Source organism: Mesorhizobium sp. P5_C1 (assembly GCF_054049815.1).
This window is the reverse complement of the sequence record NZ_JBFULQ010000014.1, coordinates 1-20,195: the sequence shown is the minus strand read 5'-3', so window position 1 is coordinate 20,195 and position 20,195 is coordinate 1. Positions and strand designations below refer to the sequence as shown.

Annotated in this window: 16 protein-coding genes; 8 read left to right on the top strand and 8 right to left on the bottom strand. The window is 63.6% G+C overall.

The window, feature by feature from the left end; genetic code table 11:
* Window positions 1-3 precede the first annotated feature (3 nt).
* The 3 genes from xdhA (at window position 4) to xdhC (ending at window position 4,786) form a co-directional block, all read left to right on the top strand.
* Window positions 4-1,485 (top strand): xanthine dehydrogenase small subunit, encoded by a 1,482-nt coding sequence (gene xdhA, locus ACXJ7R_RS02560; protein WP_457150442.1) that lies wholly within the window; start codon window positions 4-6, stop codon window positions 1,483-1,485.
* A complete protein-coding gene (xdhB, locus tag ACXJ7R_RS02555) occupies window positions 1,485-3,833 on the top strand; it encodes a xanthine dehydrogenase molybdopterin binding subunit (RefSeq protein ID WP_457150449.1) in 2,349 nt (782 codons plus the stop codon). Before xdhA ends, xdhB begins: the two co-directional genes overlap by 1 nt.
* Before the next feature lie 62 nt (window positions 3,834-3,895).
* A complete protein-coding gene (gene xdhC, locus ACXJ7R_RS02550) occupies window positions 3,896-4,786 on the top strand; it encodes a xanthine dehydrogenase accessory protein XdhC (RefSeq protein WP_457150441.1) in 891 nt (296 codons plus the stop codon).
* A 13-nt stretch (window positions 4,787-4,799) separates the two neighbouring features.
* Here xdhC and ACXJ7R_RS02545 read toward each other — a convergent pair whose 3' ends face one another.
* The 3 genes from ACXJ7R_RS02545 to ACXJ7R_RS02535 all read right to left on the bottom strand — a co-directional run bounded on the left by ACXJ7R_RS02545 (window position 4,800) and on the right by ACXJ7R_RS02535 (window position 8,135).
* Window positions 4,800-6,065 (bottom strand): LLM class flavin-dependent oxidoreductase, encoded by a 1,266-nt coding sequence (locus ACXJ7R_RS02545; protein WP_457150440.1) that lies wholly within the window; start codon window positions 6,063-6,065, stop codon window positions 4,800-4,802.
* Window positions 6,062-7,075 carry an LLM class flavin-dependent oxidoreductase gene (locus ACXJ7R_RS02540; RefSeq protein WP_457150439.1) on the bottom strand — a complete coding sequence of 338 codons (1,014 nt, stop codon included), beginning with the start codon at window positions 7,073-7,075 and terminating at the stop codon, window positions 6,062-6,064. Before ACXJ7R_RS02540 ends, ACXJ7R_RS02545 begins: the two co-directional genes overlap by 4 nt.
* A 139-nt stretch (window positions 7,076-7,214) precedes the next feature.
* Window positions 7,215-8,135 carry a LysR family transcriptional regulator gene (locus ACXJ7R_RS02535; RefSeq protein WP_095083019.1) on the bottom strand — a complete coding sequence of 307 codons (921 nt, stop codon included), beginning with the start codon at window positions 8,133-8,135 and terminating at the stop codon, window positions 7,215-7,217.
* Between the two features lie 136 nt (window positions 8,136-8,271).
* Between ACXJ7R_RS02535 and ACXJ7R_RS02530 the strand changes: the two genes are divergently transcribed.
* From ACXJ7R_RS02530 to ACXJ7R_RS02515, 4 genes are all read left to right on the top strand, one after another.
* A complete protein-coding gene (locus ACXJ7R_RS02530) occupies window positions 8,272-9,489 on the top strand; it encodes a urate hydroxylase PuuD (protein ID WP_457150438.1) in 1,218 nt (405 codons plus the stop codon).
* 1 nt (window position 9,490) lies between these two features.
* Complete coding sequence (gene guaD, locus ACXJ7R_RS02525) at window positions 9,491-10,804, top strand: guanine deaminase (RefSeq protein WP_457150437.1); 1,314 nt, start codon at window positions 9,491-9,493, stop codon at window positions 10,802-10,804.
* A gap of 80 nt (window positions 10,805-10,884) precedes the next feature.
* Window positions 10,885-11,388 carry a heme-degrading domain-containing protein gene (locus ACXJ7R_RS02520; RefSeq protein WP_457150436.1) on the top strand — a complete coding sequence of 168 codons (504 nt, stop codon included), beginning with the start codon at window positions 10,885-10,887 and terminating at the stop codon, window positions 11,386-11,388.
* Window positions 11,385-12,644, top strand: a complete 1,260-nt coding sequence (locus ACXJ7R_RS02515) for a glycerate kinase type-2 family protein (RefSeq protein ID WP_457150435.1) — start codon at window positions 11,385-11,387, stop codon at window positions 12,642-12,644. The genes ACXJ7R_RS02520 and ACXJ7R_RS02515 overlap by 4 nt, the downstream gene beginning before the upstream one ends.
* A gap of 2 nt (window positions 12,645-12,646) precedes the next feature.
* Here the strand turns inward: ACXJ7R_RS02515 and ACXJ7R_RS02510 are convergent, their stop codons facing one another.
* The 4 genes from ACXJ7R_RS02510 to ACXJ7R_RS02495 form a co-directional block, all read right to left on the bottom strand.
* On the bottom strand, window positions 12,647-14,110 hold the full coding sequence (locus tag ACXJ7R_RS02510; RefSeq protein WP_457150434.1) for a UdgX family uracil-DNA binding protein: 1,464 nt from the start codon (window positions 14,108-14,110) through the stop codon (window positions 12,647-12,649).
* Between the two features lie 2 nt (window positions 14,111-14,112).
* Window positions 14,113-15,348: a putative DNA modification/repair radical SAM protein gene (locus ACXJ7R_RS02505; RefSeq protein ID WP_457150433.1), complete on the bottom strand. Its 1,236-nt coding sequence runs from the start codon at window positions 15,346-15,348 to the stop codon at window positions 14,113-14,115.
* A gap of 87 nt (window positions 15,349-15,435) precedes the next feature.
* Window positions 15,436-16,821, bottom strand: coding sequence for a glutamine synthetase family protein (locus tag ACXJ7R_RS02500; RefSeq protein ID WP_457150432.1), 1,386 nt, complete (start codon window positions 16,819-16,821; stop codon window positions 15,436-15,438).
* A gap of 46 nt (window positions 16,822-16,867) precedes the next feature.
* Window positions 16,868-18,247 (bottom strand): aspartate aminotransferase family protein, encoded by a 1,380-nt coding sequence (locus ACXJ7R_RS02495; protein ID WP_457150431.1) that lies wholly within the window; start codon window positions 18,245-18,247, stop codon window positions 16,868-16,870.
* Between the two features lie 158 nt (window positions 18,248-18,405).
* Between ACXJ7R_RS02495 and ACXJ7R_RS02490 the strand changes: the two genes are divergently transcribed.
* Window positions 18,406-18,858, top strand: a complete 453-nt coding sequence (locus ACXJ7R_RS02490) for a hypothetical protein (protein ID WP_457150430.1) — start codon at window positions 18,406-18,408, stop codon at window positions 18,856-18,858.
* 152 nt (window positions 18,859-19,010) lie between these two features.
* Here the strand turns inward: ACXJ7R_RS02490 and ACXJ7R_RS02485 are convergent, their stop codons facing one another.
* Window positions 19,011-19,985 carry a WD40 repeat domain-containing protein gene (locus ACXJ7R_RS02485; protein WP_457150429.1) on the bottom strand — a complete coding sequence of 325 codons (975 nt, stop codon included), beginning with the start codon at window positions 19,983-19,985 and terminating at the stop codon, window positions 19,011-19,013.
* Window positions 19,986-20,195: the final 210 nt, after the last annotated feature.

Genomic DNA, 20,195 nt, shown 5'->3' with positions numbered 1-20,195 from the left:
CGCATGGCCAAGGTCCGTATCCGCAACGAGATACGCTTCATTCTCAATGGCAGGGGCGTCGCGCTTTCGTCGGTGGCGCCAGACGCGACCTTGCTCGACTGGCTGCGGCTCGACCGTTCGCTGCGCGGCACCAAGGAAGGCTGCGCCGAGGGCGATTGCGGCGCCTGCACCGTGCTGGTCGGAAAGCTCTCGGCAGGCGGTCTCGTCTATGAAAGCGTCAACGCCTGCATCCGCTTCCTCGGCTCGCTGGACGGCACCCATGTCGTGACTGTCGAGCATTTGCGCGGTCTTCCCGGCCAGTTGCACCCGGTGCAGCAGGCGATGGTCGATTTCCATGGCTCGCAGTGCGGCTTCTGCACGCCGGGCTTCGTCATGTCGCTCTATGGCCTGTGGATGAGGTCGCCCGACCCGTCGAATGAAGCCATCGAAAAGGCGCTGCAAGGCAATCTCTGCCGCTGCACAGGCTACGAGGCGATCATGCGCGCGGCCCGCGCCATCTCCAGCTACGGCAAGGCGGCGAAGGACCCGCTGGCGGTCGAGCGCAAGACAATCACGGCAAGGCTCCAGGCCATGCATGACGGCGCGCGGATCGAGATCGGCGTCGGCAAGGAGCGGCTCGTCGTGCCGGCCAACGTCGACGATTTCGCCGCCGTGCTTGACAAGGAACCCGGCGCCACCATCGTTGCCGGCTCGACCGATGTCGGCCTGTGGGTGACCAAGCACATGCGCGATATTTCGCCGGCGGTCTTCATCGGTGATCTCGACGGGCTTTGCACCATCGCCGAAGCCAACGGCGTCATCACCATCGGCGCCGGCGTCACCTACACCGACGCGTTCTCGACGCTCGCCAAGCGCATCCCGGCGATGGGGCCGCTGTTCGATCGCATCGGTGGCGATCAGGTGCGCAACATGGGCACCATCGGCGGCAACATCGCCAACGGTTCGCCGATCGGCGATACGCCACCGCCCCTGATCGCGCTCGGCGCGCGCCTGACGCTGCGCAAGGGCAAGAAGCGGCGGACGATCCCACTGGAAACCTTCTTTGTCGCCTATGGCAAGCAGGACCGACAGCCTGGCGAGTTCGTCGAGGCGGTGCACGTTCCCATCCCCGCCAAAGGCACGAAATTCGCTGTCCACAAGATCACCAAGCGCCGCGATGAGGACATCACGGCTGCCCTTGGCGCCTTCTTCCTGAACCTGGCCAAGGATGGCACGGTCGCCGATGTGCGCATCGCCTATGGCGGCATGGCGGCGATACCGAAGCGGGCGTCGGCTGTCGAAAAAGCGCTGGTCGGCAAGCCGTGGACCGAACAGACGGTTGTGACTGCGATGGCAAAGTATGCTGATGATTTCACCCCGCTGACAGACATGCGGGCCTCGGCCGAATATCGCGCCCTGGCGGCGCGCAACCTTTTGCTGCGCTTCTTCGCCGAGACCAGCGGCACCAGGGAGCCGATCCAGGTTTCAAGGCACGAGGCGGCATGATGAACAAGCACGCCACCCCCAATCCCAAGGCCGAAAAGATCACCGGCGGCGTCGCCACCGACCAGCGGCATGATTCGGGCCACAAGCATGTCAGCGGCACCGCCGTCTACATCGACGACATGCCGGAACCGGCCGGCACGCTGCATGGCTGCCTTGGGCTTTCGGCTGCCACCCATGCCACCATCACCAGCATGGACCTGTCGGCTGTGCGCACCGCCCCCGGGGTCGTCGACGTGCTGACGGCCAAAGATGTGCCTGGCGAAAACGACATTTCGCCGACGGGGCGCCATGATGAGCCGGTGCTGGCTGACGGCAAGGTGCAGTTCTACGGCCAGCCGATCTTCTGCGTCATTGCCGAGACGCGCGAGCAGGCACGCCGCGCCACCAGGCTGGCCAAGGTCGAATATAAGGAATTGCCTTTCGTCACCGACATCGGCGAACTTGATCCCCGTAAGGACAAGCTAGTCACGCCGCCACTGACCCTGAAGCGCGGCGACGCCGCGGCAGCGATCAAGGCCGCGCCCCGCCGGCTCAAAGGCCAGATGCGCGTCGGCGGTCAGGAGCACTTCTATCTCGAGGGCCATATCGCCATGGCCGTGCCCGGCGAGGACGAGGACGTCACCATCTATTCCTCGACCCAGCATCCGAGCGAAGTCCAGCACATGGTCAGCCATGCGCTCGGCGTGCCGAGCAACGCCATCACGGTGGAAATCCGCCGCATGGGCGGCGGGTTCGGCGGCAAGGAAACGCAAGGCAACCAGTTTGCGGCATTGGCCGCCATCGCCGCGAAAAAGCACCATCGCGCCGTGAAAATCCGGCCCGACCGCGACGACGACATGATCGCCACCGGCAAGCGTCATGACTTCCTCGTCGACTACGAAGTCGGCTTCGATGACGAGGGCAACATTCTCGGCGTCGATTTCATGTTCGCGGCGCGCTGCGGCTTCTCCTCGGACCTGTCGGGTCCGGTGACCGATCGCGCGCTGTTCCACTGTGACAACACCTATTTCTGGCCGGCGGTGCATGCACAGTCAGCGCCGCTCTACACCAACACCGTGTCGAACACCGCTTTCCGTGGTTTCGGCGGTCCACAAGGCATGGTCGGCGCCGAGCGCGTCATCGACGAGGTTGCCTTCGCCGTCGGCAAGGATCCGCTCGAAATTCGTAAGAAGAATTTTTACGGCACAAGCGACCGCAATATCACGCCCTACCACCAGACGGTCGAGGACAACATCATACAGCGCATCGTCGCCGAGCTTGAGCAAAGCGCCAGCTATGCGCGGCGGCGGCGCGAGATATCGGCCTTCAATGCCAACAGCCGTTTCATCAAGCGTGGCCTGGCGCTGACGCCGGTCAAGTTCGGCATCTCGTTCACGGCCACGCACTACAACCAGGCCGGCGCGCTGGTGCATGTCTACACCGATGGCTCGGTGCATCTGAACCACGGCGGCACGGAGATGGGGCAGGGCCTCTACGTCAAGGTGGCGCAAGTGGTGGCGGAAGAGTTCCAGATCGATCTCGATCAGGTGAAGATCACCGCGACGACGACCGGCAAGGTGCCGAACACCTCGGCCACCGCAGCGTCATCCGGTTCCGATCTCAACGGCATGGCGGCGCAGAATGGCGCTCGCCAGATCAAGGATCGGTTGACCGATTTCGCGGCCGAAAAATATCAGGTGCCGCGCGACCAGGTGCTGTTCCTGCCCAACCGGGTGCGCATCGGCAACCAGGAGATCGCCTTCGCCGACCTCGTCAAACAGGCATATATGGCCCGTATCCAGCTTTCGGCGGCGGGCTTTTACAAAACGCCAAAGATCCACTGGAACCGTGACAAGGGCCAGGGCCGCCCCTTCTACTACTTCGCTTATGGCGCCTCCTGCTCGGAAGTCTCGGTCGACACGCTGACCGGCGAGTACATGGTCGAGCGCACCGACATATTGCATGACACGGGCCGCTCGCTGAACCGCGCCATCGATATCGGCCAGATCGAGGGCGGCTTCATCCAGGGCATGGGCTGGCTGACGACCGAGGAACTGTGGTGGGACGGCAAGGGCCGGCTGCGCACGCACGCGCCCTCGACCTACAAGATCCCGCTGGCGTCGGACCGGCCGAAGATCTTCAACGTCACCTTGGCCGACTGGCCGGAAGCAAGCGAGCCGACGATCCACCGCTCCAAGGCAGTCGGTGAACCGCCGTTCCCCCTCGGCATGTCGGTGCTGCACGCGCTGTCGGACGCGGTGGCCAGCGTCGCCGACCACAGGATCTGCCCGCGTCTCGATGCGCCGGCGACGCCGGAACGGGTGCTGATGGCGATCGAGCGGCTGAAGAACGAGGTCAAGACCGCCTGAAATCGGCAAAACGTGCAATTCAGGCCGAAAAAGCCTACATTTCCCATTCGGGAACGTGAGAAATGAACTCGAAAGTGCAAAGTCTGAAAGCCTTTCTCAGTACCGCCGGCCGGGTTGCCCTGGTCGAAGTGGCGGGCACCAAGGGCTCGACGCCACGCGAGAAGGGCGCCTTGATGCTCGTCTCGCAGGCGACGATTCTTGGCACGATCGGCGGCGGCCAGCTCGAATACATGGCGATCGACAAGGCGCGGCAGATGCTTGTCTCCCCCTCAAGGGATGCCCGCATCGAGGTTGACGAGGTCTGCGCGACCTTAGACGTGCCGCTCGGCCCCGAGATCGGCCAATGCTGTGGCGGGCGCGTCGAAGTGTTGATCCGGCTCGTTGACGCAGGGCTGGCAGCCGAGCTGGTTGCATCGGCTGAGACAGAAGAGGCACACCTGCCCTATGTCTATATCTTCGGCGGCGGCCATGTCGGCCAGGCGCTGGCCTCCGCGGTGGCCCTTCTCCCTGTGCACGCCGTCGTCATCGAGACGCGGGCCGAGGCGCTCGAAGGCATGCCGGAAACCGTCGAGACCCGGTTGACGCCGATGCCCGAAGCGATGGTGCGCGATGCGCCGGCCGGCACCGCTTTCGCCATCCTCACCCACGACCATGCGCTGGATTTCCTGATCGTCGCCGAAGCGTTGAAGCGCAACGATACCGCCTATGTCGGCATGATCGGCTCGAAGACCAAGAAAGCGACGTTCAAGAACTGGTTCCTGAAATCGGCGGACGGCAGCGAGGCCGAGTTTGCCCGCTTCGTCTCGCCGATCGGCGGCGATGCCGTCAAGGACAAGCGCCCGCCTGTCATCGCCGCACTCGCGGCCGCAGAAATCATGACCGCGATGGTCATTCACAGCGCAGCGTCAAACGCCGGTCGTCAGGTCCAGCGTGACAGGGTGTTAGCCGGATAATCTTACATCGCAGCTACATCGGCCGCTTCAAGCCCAGATGGTCGCGCAGCGTGCGGCCTTCATAATCCTTGCGAAAAAGGCCACGCCGCTGCAGTTCCGGCACGACGAGTGTCGCAAAGGCATCGAGTTCGCCGGGGAAATATGAGGGCATGACGTTGAAGCCGTCGGCAGCACCTCCTTCGAACCGCGCCTGCAGCTCGTCGGCGATCTCGGCCGCCGTTCCGACGATGCGCCAGTGGCCGCGGGCGCCGGCGAAATGCCGCGCCAGCTGGCGGATGGAGAGGTTGTCGCGGCGCGACTGCTCGATGACCAGCGCTTGCCGGCTCTGCATGCCTTCGCTGGGCGGCAGCTCGGGCAGCGGCCCATCGATCGGATAGCGCCACAGATCGGCGATGCTGAGGTAGCTGGACAGCAGCGCAACGCCGACATCGTCGGGGATCAGCTCCTGCAATTCCTCGTATTTTTCCTGGGCCTGCGCCGCGGTTTCAGCCACTACTGGTGCGACGCCGGGCATGATCTTGATGTCGTCGGGCTCTCGCCCATAGGCCACCAGGCGCCCCTTGAGATCGTCGTAGAAGGCCTTCGCTTCCTCGAAGGTCTGCGCCGCCGTGAACACCACATCGGCGGTGCGGGCGGCAAGGTCGCGGCCGACATCCGAGGCGCCGGCCTGAACTAGCACCGGTGCGCCCTGCGGCGAACGCGGCAGATCGAGCGGATCCCTCACCGAAAAGCTCTGGCCATCGTGACCGGGAGCCCCATCTGGATTGCCGCGCCAAAGTCCGGTGACCACATCAGCGAACTCACGCGCCCGCTCGTAGCGATCGGCATGCGGCCGCAAGCCGGTCGAACCGAAATTGGCGGCCTCGATGGGACTGGCCGAAGTGACCAGATTCCAGCCGGCCCGACCGCCGCTCAGATGGTCGAGCGACAGGAAGGTCCGCGCCAGGCCGTAGGGCTCGTTGTAGCTTGTCGACGCGGTGGAGACGAGGCCGATGCGGCTGGTCTGGACGGCCAGCGCCGACAGAAGGCTGATCGGCTCGAAGCCGATCGAGCGCGAGGTCTGGCTGGCGATGGCGACATTGGCTTCGCGCAGGCCGGCGGCATCCTCGCAGAAGACCATATCGAACTTCGCCGCCTCCGCTGTGCGCGCCAGCTGGATGTAATGGTCGATGTCGATGCCGGCGGTCACATGTGCGTTGGGATGGCGCCAGGCGGCGATATGATGGCCTGTCGCCCACAGGAAGGCGCCAAGCTTCATCTGGCGGGAAGCGGCGGTCATCGATCACCTCCGCCGGCAATCCCAAGATGCGACCGCAAATTTGTCCCGCGATAGCTTTCTCGAAACAGGCCGCGTCGCCGCAGCGCCGGCAAAACCATATCGACAAAATTGTCGAGTGCCGAAAGCTCCGCCGGCATCTGCATGTTGAACCCATCGCAGCTTTTCGACCGGAACATGTCGTCGAGACGATCGGCGGTGACGGCAAGCTTTTCATCAATGACGTGCGAGACATTCATCAGCACCTTCACGACATCCGGGTCGCGTCCGCAGGCGGCAACGCGGCGCTTCAGATCGTCATGGCGGGTTTTCACGCTCTCGATCGGTTCGCTGTCCAGCAGGACGACATCGGCGGTGCGAGCGGCAATGTCCATGTCTGCCGCTGACAGGCCGGACAGCACCAGCACCGGCGTATCCTGTGGCGAGCGCGCGACGTTCAGCGGCCCGCGCACCGAAAAGAATTCGCCCCTGTGGTCGAGCAGGTGCATCTTTTCGGGATCGTGGAAGCGGCCGCCGCTCTTGTCGAACTTGAGCGCGTCTTCGTCCCAGCCTTGCCACAAGCCCTGAACGATGGCGAAATATTCCTCGCTGCGGCGGCGAAAATCGTCAGCGGAAAACCCGTCCGGGCGGCTGAAATTGGCTGCCTCACGCGGGGCCTGCKCCATCGTCGCGTTCCAGCCAGCGCGGCCATGGCTGATGATGTCGAGCGAAGCAAAACGGCGCGCCAGATTGTAGGGCTGGTGGGCAACCGTCGAGGCCGCCGCGACCAGCCCGATCGTGATCGTTACCGTCGCCAGCGCGGCCACCAAGGTCGTCGCTTCGAAGGGCATCGTCGCGGCATCGCTGCCGGAAGCCGGCGCGGAATCGGCGAAAATCACCATGTCCAGACCGGCCACTTCGGCCCTTTGGACAAACCGCGCCAGAAGGCTGAAGTCCGGCTCGGCTCCTGGCGATGGCTCGGAGGTTCCCGGAAGCGGTGAAACGGCAAGATGCATTGTGGCGCCGTTGTCCATCGATGGTCCCTGCAAGGCGAAATACCATCGGAACTATGTTCGTCACGTCCAGCGATGGCAACCGCCGGCGCTGGGCCAACTGCCGGTCACTTGCTTGCCAGCCATCACTTTCGAACCAGCCTTGCTTGCCAGCCAACCCTTACTTGCCAGCGAGAAGATCTTTGATCAGCCGTTGGCAGCGCTCGGCCATGAAGTCGAGCAGCAGCCGCACCTTGGGGTCCTGCAGCTTCTTGTGCGGATAGACGGCGGCGAACTGCACCGGCGTCGGCGGCGTGTTGCTAAGGATCACCTTCAGCCGCCGGTCGCGGATGAACGGCTCGACCTCAAAGCGCGGCTTGTTGATGATGCCGCGGCCGGACAGCGCCCAGCCGGTCAGCACGTCGCCATCGTCGGTGTCGTAGGGCCCGTGCACCTCGAATTTCTGCTGGCCGGTGGGGGTCTGCAACGTCCACACATATTCGCGCGCGCCGGAATAGCGCAGCATCAGGCAGTCGTGCTTCTTGCCGATCAGTTCCTGCGGCTCAACGGGTTCGCCGCGCGCTTCCAGATACTTCGGCGCTGCCACCAGTACGCGTTCGCATTCCATGATGCCGCGCATCCTGAGGCTGGAATCCTCGATGATGCCGAGCCGGAAGGCGACGTCGATGCCTTCCTTCATGATATCGACATTGTGGTCCGAGAGCCTCAGCCGCACTTCGATGTCGGGATATTTGTCGTGGAAATCGGGGATGCCCGAGGCCACCAGCCGGCGGCCGAGGCCGAGCGGTGCCGTCACGCGGATGGTGCCGCGCGGTTGTCCGGACAGTGCCGAAACGGCGGCTTCCGCTTCGGTGATCGCCTCCAGCACCTGCTTGGCGCCCGAATAGAAAACCGTGCCATGCTCGGTCGGCATCAATTGCCGTGTGGTGCGGTTGAACAGCCGCACGCCCAGATGCTTCTCCAGCTCCTTGATGCGGTTGGAGGCGACCGCCGGCGAAATGCGCATGTCGCGGCCTGCCGCCGACAAATTGCCGAGCTCGACGACGCGAACGAAGACGGCGATGTTGTCGAGATAGGCCATGCGGTTTCGTGGCTCTCATCCAGCTGCGTTCAACAACCTAGTATTTTCCATTTTTTTTTGAAAGTCATCGCGCACCTCGCCTCTTTCCGTTTGCGCGCGACACCGTAAAGTCGCGTCATCGGCAGGGACGACTTCAATGATGGATTTCGCGATTTTCTGGGACTGGCTGAGCTTCGCCGTGCGTTGGCTGCATGTCATCACCGGCATCGCCTGGATCGGTTCGTCTTTCTACTTCGTGGCGCTCGATCTCGGCCTGCGGCAGCGCCCTGGCATGCCTGTCGGCGCCTTCGGCGAGGAATGGCAGGTGCATGGCGGCGGCTTTTACCACATCCAGAAATATCTGGTGGCGCCGGCCGAGATGCCTGAGCACCTGACCTGGTTCAAATGGGAATCCTACGCCACCTGGCTGTCCGGTTTTGCGATGCTGTGCGTCGTCTATTATGCCGGAGCCGATCTGTTCCTGATCGATCCCAATGTGTTGCCAATGTCGGTGCCGGTCGGCATCTTGCTGTCGCTGGCGACGATCGGCGTCGGCTGGGTGGTCTATGACCTGCTGTGCCGTTCGCCGCTGGGAAAAAGCGACACCGGCCTGATGCTGGTGCTCTACTGCGTGCTGGTGTTCATCGCCTGGGGCCTCACCCATCTGTTCACCGGCCGTGCCGCCTTCCTGCATCTCGGCGCCATCACCGCGACGATCATGTCGGCCAACGTCTTCATGGTCATCATCCCCAACCAGAAGATCGTTGTTGCCGACCTCATCGCCGGCCGCAAGCCCGATCCGAAATACGGCAAGATCGCCAAGCAGCGCTCCCTGCACAACAACTACCTGACGCTGCCTGTGCTGTTCCTGATGCTGTCGAACCACTATCCGCTGGCGTTTGGCACGCAGTTCAACTGGGTCATCGCCTCGCTGGTGTTCATCATCGGCGTGCTGATCCGGCACTATTTCAACAGCGTCCATGCGCGCAAGGGTAACCCGACCTGGACCTGGCTGGGAGCCGTTGTCCTGTTCATCATCATCATCTGGCTGTCGACCGCGCCGAAGGTGCTGACCGGCGAGCCGAAAGAATCGGCCGCCGCGCAGATCTATGTCGCATCAGCGCATTTCCCGGCCGTGCGCGATACCGTGCTTGGCCGCTGCTCGATGTGCCACGCGGCGGAGCCGGTCTATGAGGGTATCTACCACGCGCCAAAGGGGGTGATGCTCGACACCGACGCCGACATCGCCAACCATGCCCGCGAGATCTATCTGCAGGCCGGCCGCAGCCACGCCATGCCGCCGGCCAACGTCTCGCAGATTACCGACAAGGAACGGGCGCTGCTGGTGGCCTGGTTCGAAGGCGCAGGGAAATAGCATGACCTCGACACTTCTGCGCGGCCGCACGCTGTCCTTCGTGCGCTGGCCGCAAACCATCGATGACCATTCCGCCTGGCGCTACGAGGAGGATGGTGGCCTGCTGRTCCGCGACGGCCGGATCGTCGCCGCCGGTGCCTATGCAGACGTCGAGAAACAGGCAGGCGACGCAGCGAAAAAGATCGACCATCGGCCGCATCTGCTGCTGCCGGGCTTCATAGACGCGCATGTGCATTTCCCGCAGATGCAGATCATCGCCTCCTATGGCGCCGAACTGCTCGACTGGTTGAACACCTATACCTTCCCGGAAGAGACGAAATTCGCCAATGCGCAGCATGGCCGCCGCGTCGCACGGCTGTTCCTCGACGAGATGGTGCGCCACGGCACCACGACGGTGGCCGCCTACTGCTCGGTGCACAAGGCATCCGCCGAGGCCTTCTTTGCCGAATCGCATGACCGCAACATGCTCAACATCGCCGGCAAGGTGATGATGGACCGCAATGCACCCGACGGTGTGCTCGACACGCCGCAATCCGGCTACGACGACAGCAAGGCCCTGATCGCGCAATGGCACGGCAAGGGTCGCCAGCACTATGCGATCACACCGCGCTTCGCCATCACCTCGTCACCGGAACAGATGGAGATGGCCGGCGCGCTGTGCCGGGAGTACCCCGACCTGCACATGCAGACGCACCTGTCGGAAAACCACGCCGAAATCGCCTTCACCCAGGAACTCTATCCGTGGTCGCGCGACTACACCGACGTTTACGAGCACTTTGGGCTGTTGGGGACAAAGAGCCTGTTCGGCCATTGCATCCATCTGTCGGACCGTGAGGCGGATGCGCTGTCGGACAGCGGTTCGGTGGCGGTGTTCTGTCCGACCTCGAACCTGTTCCTCGGCTCCGGCCTGTTCGGCTACCAGCGCCTTCGCCGCCGCGACAAACCGATCCGGATCGCCGCCGCCACCGATGTCGGCGGCGGCACCAACTATTCCATGCTGCGCACCATGGACGAAGGCTACAAGGTGATTGCGCTGAATGGCGAGAAGCTCAATCCCTTCCAGTCCTTCTGGCAGATGACGCGCGGCAATGCCGAGGCGCTGTCGGTGGCGGAAAAGGTCGGCTCGCTGGATGAAGGCAGCGACGCCGACATCGTCGTACTCGATGCCAGGGCTACATCGGCGATGCGGCTCAGGATGGAAACGGTCGAGACGCTGGCACAGGAATTGTTTCTCTTGCAGACGCTGGGCGACGATCGCGCCGTGCGCGAGGTCTATGTGGCCGGGCGAGCGGCCAAATCCGACATGGCGATTTAGGCACCCTCCGATGTGTTTCCTTGCTTGACCCGGCGGCAGCCATCGGTCAAAGCGTGCGGCGAAGTTGACAGGGGAACGACATGGCCGTTGCCGAAGACATCGCTCTGATCACGAGACAGGAAGACGTTCTTGTCTTTCCCGCCTTCGATGAGGCCGTGGCCTTCAAGATCGGCTCGGCCATCCGTGATCGAGCCTTGGCCGAGAACCTGCCTGTTATCGTCGACATCAGGACTTTCGACCGCCCGCTGTTCTATGCCGCGATGCCAGGTTCGAACGCCTCCAATCCCGACTGGGCGCGGCGCAAGATCAATGTGGTCAAGCGGTTCCTGAAAAGCACCTACCGCATGGTGCTGGAACAACAGCGCCCCGATCGCACCTTCAAGATCGGCGAAGGGCTGGATATTGCTGATTATGTGCTGGCCGGAGGTGGTTTCCCGGTCACGGTCAAGGGCGCCGGCGTCATCGGTGTGATCGCCGTTTCCGGCCTGCCGGAGCGCCAGGATCACGGCGTCGTCGTCGAGGCACTTTGCGATCATTTGGGCATCGACAAGCGCGGTCTGGCACTGCCCCCGGAAGAACAATGAGCGACCCCAAGACGTTCCTCACCTCCATCTTCAACGCCGCCGTCGCCGCCGCCGATCCGGAGCGAACCATCCGGGATCATTTGCCGGCGAGGCCCAAGGGCCGCACCATCGTCATTGGCGCGGGAAAAGGCTCCGCGCAGATGGCAGCGGCCTTCGAGAAGGTCTGGGACGGGCCGATCGAGGGGCTGGTCGTCACCCGCTACGGTTATGGCGCGACATGCGAGCGCATCGAGATCATCGAGGCGGCGCATCCGGTGCCGGACGCCGCGGGCCTGGAAGCCTCGCAACGCCTGCTCGCCAAGGTCCAAGGGCTGACAGCGGATGATCTAGTCGTGGCGCTGATTTCCGGCGGTGGTTCGGCGCTTTTGCCATCGCCCGCCGGCAGCCTGACGCTGGCCGACGAGATTGCCGTCAATGAGGCGCTCCTCGCGTCTGGTGCGCCGATCGCAGCGATGAACACCATCCGCAAACATCTTTCCACCATCAAGGGTGGACGGTTGGCTGCCGCCGCCTGGCCGGCCAAGGTGGTGTCCCTGGTCGTTTCCGACATTCCCGGCGACAATCCTGCCCTGGTTGCCTCCGGTCCGACCGTGCCGGATACCGGCAGCCGTCAAGACGCGATGGCGTCGATTGCAGCCTATGGGATGAAACTGCCGGCTGCGGTGATGGCGCATATCAGCACGCCTGCCGCCGATGCACCAAACCCCAATGATCCCTGCTTTTCACGCAACGAGGTGCATCTGATTGCCTCGGCCGGCGTCTCGCTCGAAGCAGCGGCCACTGAGGCGAAACGGCAAGGCATCGAAGCCGTCATCCTTTCCGATGCCATCGAAGGCGAGGCGCGTGAGGTCGGCGGCGTCCATGCGGCCATCGCGCGCGAAGTGGCGACGCGCAACCGGCCATTCGCAAAGCCAGTGCTGATCCTGTCCGGTGGCGAGACGACAGTGACCTTGCGCGCAAAAGGCAAGGGCGGCCGCAATTCGGAATTCCTGCTCGCCTTCGCCATCGGCATCAACGGCGCGCAAGGCATTCACGCGCTCGCCGCCGACACAGACGGCATCGACGGTTCGGAAAACAATGCCGGGGCCTTCGCCGACGGTTCGACCGTGTCGCGCATGCGCGCGGCCGGCGTCGACGCCAAGGCGATGCTTGCGGGCAACAATGCCTGGACGGCCTTCAATGCGATAGGCGATCTATTCGTACCCGGCCCGACTGGCACGAATGTAAACGACCTGCGGGCAATTCTGATCCGGTAACCTCAAGCGGCCATCAGCCGCTTCACCTGCTTCATGTCTTGCAGGAACCGCTGGCGTTCAGCTTCCTTGTCCGCGGGCTCTTGGATGCGCAGGATAAAGGAGGGGTGGATGGTGATGAAGACACGCAAGCCGTCCTCGCGTTCGATCACCTGGCCGCGCATTTTTGTCACCGGGATCGCCTTGCCAAGCAGCGACAAGGCCGCCGTTGCGCCGAGTGCCACGGCCAGATTCGGCTTGATCAGCTCGAACTCCTTGTCTGTCCACCAGCGGCAGGCCTGAACCTCGCCGGCATTCGGTTTGGAATGGATGCGCCGCTTGCCGCGCGGCTCGAACTTGAAGTGCTTGACTGCATTGGTGACGTAGACCTTCTGGCGGTCAACCCCCGCGTCGTCGAGGATCGCATCGAACACCTTGCCCGCCGGGCCGACAAAAGGTTTGCCGGCCAGATCCTCCTGGTCGCCGGGCTGTTCGCCGACGAAGATCACCTTGGCGCCGTCAGGCCCTTCGCCGAACACGGTCTGCGTGGCGTCGCGCCAAAGCGGGCAGCGCCGGCAACCTTTTGCCGCCTCTCGCAATTCGGAAATGGTGTTGGCGGCCTGATCTTCCAGGGCCTCAGCCGGCTCATTCTTCGGCCAATGCTTTGCCTGCAGCCTGGCGTGGTGCGGCGCGGGTGTCGTTGGCATTCTGGCAATCATGTCCTTAGCGGCCTTGTCCGCTCCCGAGATCAGTTCTGGAATGAGCGAGGCCTCGGGAAGGTTCCGCCAATATTTCTTAGGCATCTCCTTCTRCATGGCTTTCACCTTCAGCCGCGCCGGGTTGAAGATGTTCTCGAAATAGGTGCGCCACAGGGCTTCGGTATCGTCCTGCGCCGGCGCATCGCCCTTGACGGCGCCAGGCCCGATCGCCAGCCTGTCGCCATCCCAGTCGGCAGAGGCATGCGGCGTCAAAATGGTCCAGCGCATGCCGGTGAAGCGCCTGACGAAGAAAGCCGCGTTGCGCTCGACGATGAAATGATCCGGCTCGAACCAGGCAACATAGCGCTCCTCGTCACCGTCGCCGATCTTCCGGAAGCGTACGAAGGCGCGCATCTTGTGGATGTCGCGCCGCACCGCTTTCTCCATGGTTTCGAGACGCCTGATGTCTGGATCCGATGCAATTGCCAGCAGCTTCGGCTCTGTGCGCAGCCGCCAGAGCAACCGGTAGAGAAAAGCGAACCGGCCGGGGTCTGAATGGCAGAAGGCGATTTCGGCATGCTCGACGAAGTCGCGCGGCACCACCAGTTGCACGCCCGCAGGCAGGTCGGGCAAATCGGTTTGATTGGAGCCCGGCTCGACATGCCAGCTGATGTCATCGGGCCCGACTTCATTCAGGGCCAGCCGGCGTGCCGCGTCGCGCCAGCCGGAAAAGTCGGTCTCCGCGTCGAGCCGAACCGTATATCTGGCAAGATCGAGCTGTGCCGGTCGCATGGTCAAAACAGGGACAGTTGTTCGCAGGAACGCACGATCTTGCCGCGCAAACCGGCTTTGTCGGTGAGCGCGCCCGGCGACCAGCCTTCGGCGACGATGAATGGCCTGAGCTTGGCGATCGACTGGCAGAGACGGCCGATATCTTCCAGCCGCAGCCGCCGGTGACGTCGGGTCTCCAGGATTTTGGCGATCACCTTGGTGCCGAGACCGGGCACGCGCAACAATGCCTCTCGATCAGCGCGGTTGATATCCACGGGGAACCGTCCCCGGTTGCGCAGCGCCCACGCCAGTTTCGGATCGATGGCGAGGTCGAGCATGCCGTCGCTGCTGCCGGCCAGGATCTCCGGCTGCGAAAATCCGTAAAACCGCATCAGCCAGTCGGCTTGGTAGAGCCGGTGTTCGCGCATCAGCGGCGGTTTCTGCAAGGGCAGGGACGACGACGAATCCGGGATCGGGCTGAACGCGGAATAATAGACGCGCCGCAGATGGTAACTGCCATAGAGCCGCGCGCTGGTATGAAGGATGCCGTCATCGGTGGTGCTGTCGGCGCCGACGATCATCTGCGTCGACTGCCCACCCGGCGCGAAGCGTTCGCGCTTTTTGGTCCTCAGCGTCGGCTCGGCCTTTTCCTCCATCTTCTCGCGCAGCCTGGCCATCGAAAGCCGGATCGTTTCCGGCTTCTTTTCCGGCGCCAGTTTTTTGACGCCCTCATCGGTGGGCAGTTCGACATTGATCGACAGCCGGTCGGCGTAGAGGCCTGCTTTCTCGACCAGTTCCGCCGAACTTTCCGGAATGGTCTTCAAATGGATATAGCCGGAGAACTTCTCTTCCAGTCGCAGCCTTCGCGCCACCTCGACCATCTCGCCCATCGTCTCGTCGGGCGAGCGGATGACGCCTGAGGACAGGAAAAGGCCCTCGATGTAGTTGCGCCGGTAGAAATCCATGGTCAGCTTCACCACCTCGTCAACGGTGAAACGGGTGCGCCGCACATTCGACGACGAGCGGTTGATGCAATAGCTGCAATCGTAGATGCAGAAATTGGTCAGCAGGATTTTCAGCAGTGAAATGCAGCGCCCATCCGGCGCATAGGAATGGCAGATGCCCATGCCTTCGGTGGAGCCGATCCCGCCGGATTTCAGGGAATCCTTTTTCGCCGCGCCCGATGAGGCGCAGGAGGCGTCGTACTTGGCGGCATCGGACAGGATCGCTAGCTTTTCGCGGACGGTAAGTGCGCTCATATGTTCATGATATGTTCTTGAAGGCGGGCGCGCCACCTCATTTGATGGAGGCGGCGAAAAAGTGATCGCCGCCTGATCAAAAAGCTCTCAGACCTCGTGCAGGTAGAGGTGATAATCCAGTTCGCTCACCGTGCGCGCCACGCGCAGGTACTCGGACTGCTTGATCGCCACGAAGGTGCGGTGCAGGTCTTCGCCGAGCGCGCCCTTCAGGAAGCTGGATGCTCGCGCGGCCTCGATGGCGGCGCGCCAGTCGACCGGCATGGTCGTGCGCGTCACCGCTGCCTCATAGCCGTTGCCGGTGGTTTCCGGGCCGGGATCGAGACCTTCGTCGAGACCTTTGATGATGCCGGCGAGCACTGTAGCGGCGATCAGATAGGGGTTGGCGTCGACGCCCGAGGGCCGGTGCTCGATGCGCCGGTTCTTCGCGTCGCCGGCCGGCACGCGCAGCGCCACCGAGCGGTTGTTGACGCCCCAGGTCGGCGCCACCGGCGCATAGGATTGCGAGACGAAGCGCCGCCAGGAATTGGCATGCGGCGCAAACACCAGCATCGATTCGGCCATCGTCTGGATCAGGCCGCCAAGGCCGCGCAGCAGCGGCAGCGACCAGCTCTCGCCGCCGGCTTCGGCAAAGACGTTTCGGCCCGCTCTGTCCTGCAGCGAGACGTGGAAATGCATGCCTGAGCCGGCATATTTTTCGATTGGCTTGGCCATGAAACAGGCGGTGACGCCGTGTCGGCGCGCCTGTGCCCGCACCAGCCGCTTCAGCATGACCAAGTCGTCTGCCGCCCGCATCACGTCCTTGCGGTAATTCAGCGTCAATTCGTACTGGCCAGGCGCATATTCGGAAATCACCGTCTCGGCCGGAATGCCTTGTGCCTTGGCAGCCGCATAGATGTCGGAGAACAGCGGCTCCATGCCGTGCAGGTGATCGACGGAATAGACTTCTGTCTTGCCCGAGACGCGGCCGTCGAGCACGGCGCGCGCCGGCTGCACCTTGCCGTCGGCATCGCGCTCGTTGGCCAGGAGAAAAAATTCCAGCTCGAAGGCGCCGGCGGGATGAAGACCCTTGGCGGCCAGGATCGCCACTTGCCGTGCCAGCGCCAGGCGCGGATCCGACGACATCGGCTGGCCGTCGAGGTGATACATCTCCATCAGCAACTGGCCGCGTGGCGGGTTCGTGCCGTAGAGCGGCACCAGCGTGCCGGGGATAGGCCAGGCCCTGAGGTCGCCGTCACCGGTTGTCCAGATCAGCCCGGTTTCGTGCACATCCTCGCCGGTGATATCGAGGCCGAGGATCGAGATCGGCATGTGCCGGCCGCCCTCGAAGATGCTTTTCAGCTCATGCCGGCGCACGATCTTGCCGCGGCCGACGCCATTGGCGTCGGTCAGCACGATATCGAAGGCCTCGATCTCGGGATGGGCCTCGAGGAAGGCTTGCGCCTCGGTGGGCGTCGAGCCCGAAGGTGAGGTCATGATCTGTCCGGCTTTGCTTGGCGCGCCCATGTGTTAGCCGCTTGTCTCATGCCGCAAGCTTCGCCGCAACCGCGCCGAAGGCGGAGATCAGCCGGTTGACCTGGGCGCCGGTGGTCGCCGGCGAGATCAGCATCATGTTGTGGAAGGGCGCAATCAGCACGCCGCGATTGACCAGCGCGACATGGATGGCGGCTTCCAGTTCCGGCGCATGCGCCGTCTCGGCCTCGCCGCCATTCCGCAGCGGGCCGGGCGCGCAGATGAACTCGACGCGGGCGCCGACGCGGGCAACATGCCAGGGCAAGCGATAACGGTCGATGACGCCGGTCAGCCCGGCGTCGAGCCGCCGCGCCAGATGGTCCATGCGGGCATAATTGTCTTCGGTCATCACCTCTTCGAGCGTGGCGCGCATCGCCGCAAACTGCAGCGGATTGGCCGAGAGCGTCGTGCCCATGCCGGAATAGCCCGGCTCCTTTTCCCTGTTGTAGGCCGCATAGCGCGAGGCGACACCGTCGCTCATGCCCCACACACTGGCGGGCACACCGCCGGCGATCGGCTTGCCCAGCACGAAGAAGTCCGGGTCCAGCCCGTATTTCCTGGTGTAACCGCCCAGGCCTGTCGAGATGGTGTGCGTCTCGTCGATCAGCAGCAGCGTACCGGCTTCACGCGTCAGCCTGCGCAACGCGTCATGGAAGCCCGGATCGGCCAGCACCATGCAGGAGTTGGTCAGCACCGGCTCGGCAATGACGCAGGCGACATCCTTGTCCCCAAGCGCGGCCCCCAGTGCGGCGACATCGTTGAATTCGATCACCTTCGCCGTGCGGGTCAGGTCGCGGAATTCGCCCGCCAGTCCCGGCCGGTTGACCGGAACACCATCCACCAGCCGCACCATCGTCTCATCGACCGAGCCGTGATAGCAGCCGTTGAAGACCAGGATCTTTTCGCGTCCGGTGACGGCGCGGGCGACCCGTAGCGCAAAGCGGTTGGCATCGGTCGCCGTCGTCGCGATCTGCCAGAACGGCAGGCCGAAATGCTGCTGCAGCAGCGGGCCGATGGCGAGTGCGTCTTCGGAGGGCAGCATATAGGTCAGGCCACGTCCGGCCTGGCGGCGGATGGCGCGCGCCACCGGCGGCGGCGAATGACCGAACATCGAGCCTGTGTCGCCAAGGCAGAAATCGTCGAGCCTGATACCGTCGATATCGGTGATGGTGGCGCCCCTGGCTCTGTCGACCAGGATCGGAAACGGCGTCGGCCAGTCGTTCATCCAGTGCATCGGCACGCCGCCGAAGAAGCCAGGCAGGCCATTGCCGACCTTCGCCTGTGATTTCGGCCGCGCCTTGCGGAAGGCTGCCGCCTCGGTCTCGCGCAGGTCGGCAATGCGATCACGATCGATGCCGCCGATGGACGTCCTTGAACTGCCGCTATGCATGAAAACCCCCCTGGTCGTCCCTCTTAGCCAATCCATGTCCGCGACCGCAATCGGCCGCGCGTCTGTCCTGCATTGGCTCAGCCGCTGGTGGCAACGCTTGACGCTGATCCGGAAGTCAGCGCCAATGTGGACGGCATTGGGCCTACGCGGGGGGAAAAATGCGAACGATCATCTGCGCGGCAGCGCTGTTCCTGTCGGCCAATATGGCCCGCGCCTCCGGTGGCATCTGGTGCAATGTCGACGATGCGGCGGTGGCATTCGAGGTCGGCGCCGGTGTCACCAGAGGCATGGGCGGCCCGACTTTCAACTTTCGCGGCGACCTCGAAATCAAGGCAAGGCCCGCTGACGACCATCTGCGCAAGACCGTGTTCGAGGATGCCAACCTCACCCAATACTGGCTCGACGACAAGGATCTGCGGCTGAACATCTATCATGAGCACGAGGTGGCCCAGACCTTCAGCTCCGTCGAACTGACRATCCTGACCAAGGCCAGCGATGAAGGTGTCTATGACGGGCAGTACACGCTTGCCGTCTATGACAGCACCGCCGACAAGGACGGCGATGGCAAGACCACCGATCTGACCGGCAAGGTATCCTGCGGCGCCGAGTGATCCCAGACCAGGGTGTGTTGAGATTCAGGTCAGGCCGAGCCGAAAATGATGGCTTTCGAGAACCGGAGCGGAGCGGACGTTCGGGTCCGTGAGCACCGGAAGCGCAGAGAGCTGTCGTTTGCAGGCCGGCCTCACCTGAATTTCAGCACACCTTACGCCGTGATGTCGATGACGCCGCAATCGCCGGCCGCACTGCCGAAGGCGACGCGGCGCTCTTCCTTGTCCCACATCATCGAGGTGATGGCGCCCTTGCCCTGTCGCCGCAACAGCACTTCCTTGGCATCGGAAAAGCGTACCGCCATCACCATGCCGTCATCATAGCCGACGGCGACGACATCCTGGCTCGGGTGGCAGGCGACTGCCGTCACCATGGCGTTGCCGCGCGTGCCGAGTTCCAGGGGCGCCTTGCCCATCGGGCCGTCCTTGCCTGAAAACGGCCAGACGATCGCCGCCGGTGCACCGGAACTCGCCAGCCACTTGCCTTTCGCGCTCCATGACAGGCTTTTGACCTTGCCGGGATAGCCGCTCATACGCATGTGTTTGCCGTCGGCAAGCTTCCAGCCGTGCAGGGCGTTCTCCTGCATCGTGGTGACTAGGAACGCACCGTCGGGCGAGAAGGTGATGCCGGTATGGGCGCCGGCCCATTCGAGCTCCGCCGGCTTACCTTCGGTGGCCGGGAAATGCAGCGTCGCGCCATTGTAGCGGGCAACACCGAAGCGCATGCCCTTGGGCGAGAACGCCAACCCCTCGACCGAACGCGGATGGGCAAATTCCCTGGTCTTGCCGTCGGCGAAGCGCACGAAGGCGGTCTTGCCCGTCGCATAGGCAACCGCGCCCTGCGGTCCGGCTGCGACGCTGGTGATCCATTTTTTCCCGGCGCTGGCCAGTTCCTGGACGTCGCCGCCCGCGGTGACAGAGGAAATCTTGCCATCCTCGCCGCCTGTGATCAGCCGGTCATTGGCCGCATCGTGGAAGGCGGCGAGCAGCCCGTCATTGGCCTCAATGGTCTTGTGACCATGGTCGAGCCGATGGACGGCACCATCGGCCAGCGCGAAATGCGGCACGTCGCCGAGGAAGACGGCGGCGACGCAATGGCCTTCGAGATCAAGCGGGGCGACGGTGGGCATCTACAACTATTCCATTCGAGATTTCTGTTTGGGCCTCTTCCGTCTCAATCACGGGCGACCGCGCTCGTTTCCTTCTCCCCTTGTGGGAGAAGGTGGATTGGCGCGCAGCGCCAAGACGGTTGAGGGGTGCTGGACGGATTGCGGTTTGCCAAGCTGGAACACCCCTCATCCGACCGAGCTTCGCCCGGCTTCCTTCTCCCACAAGGGGAG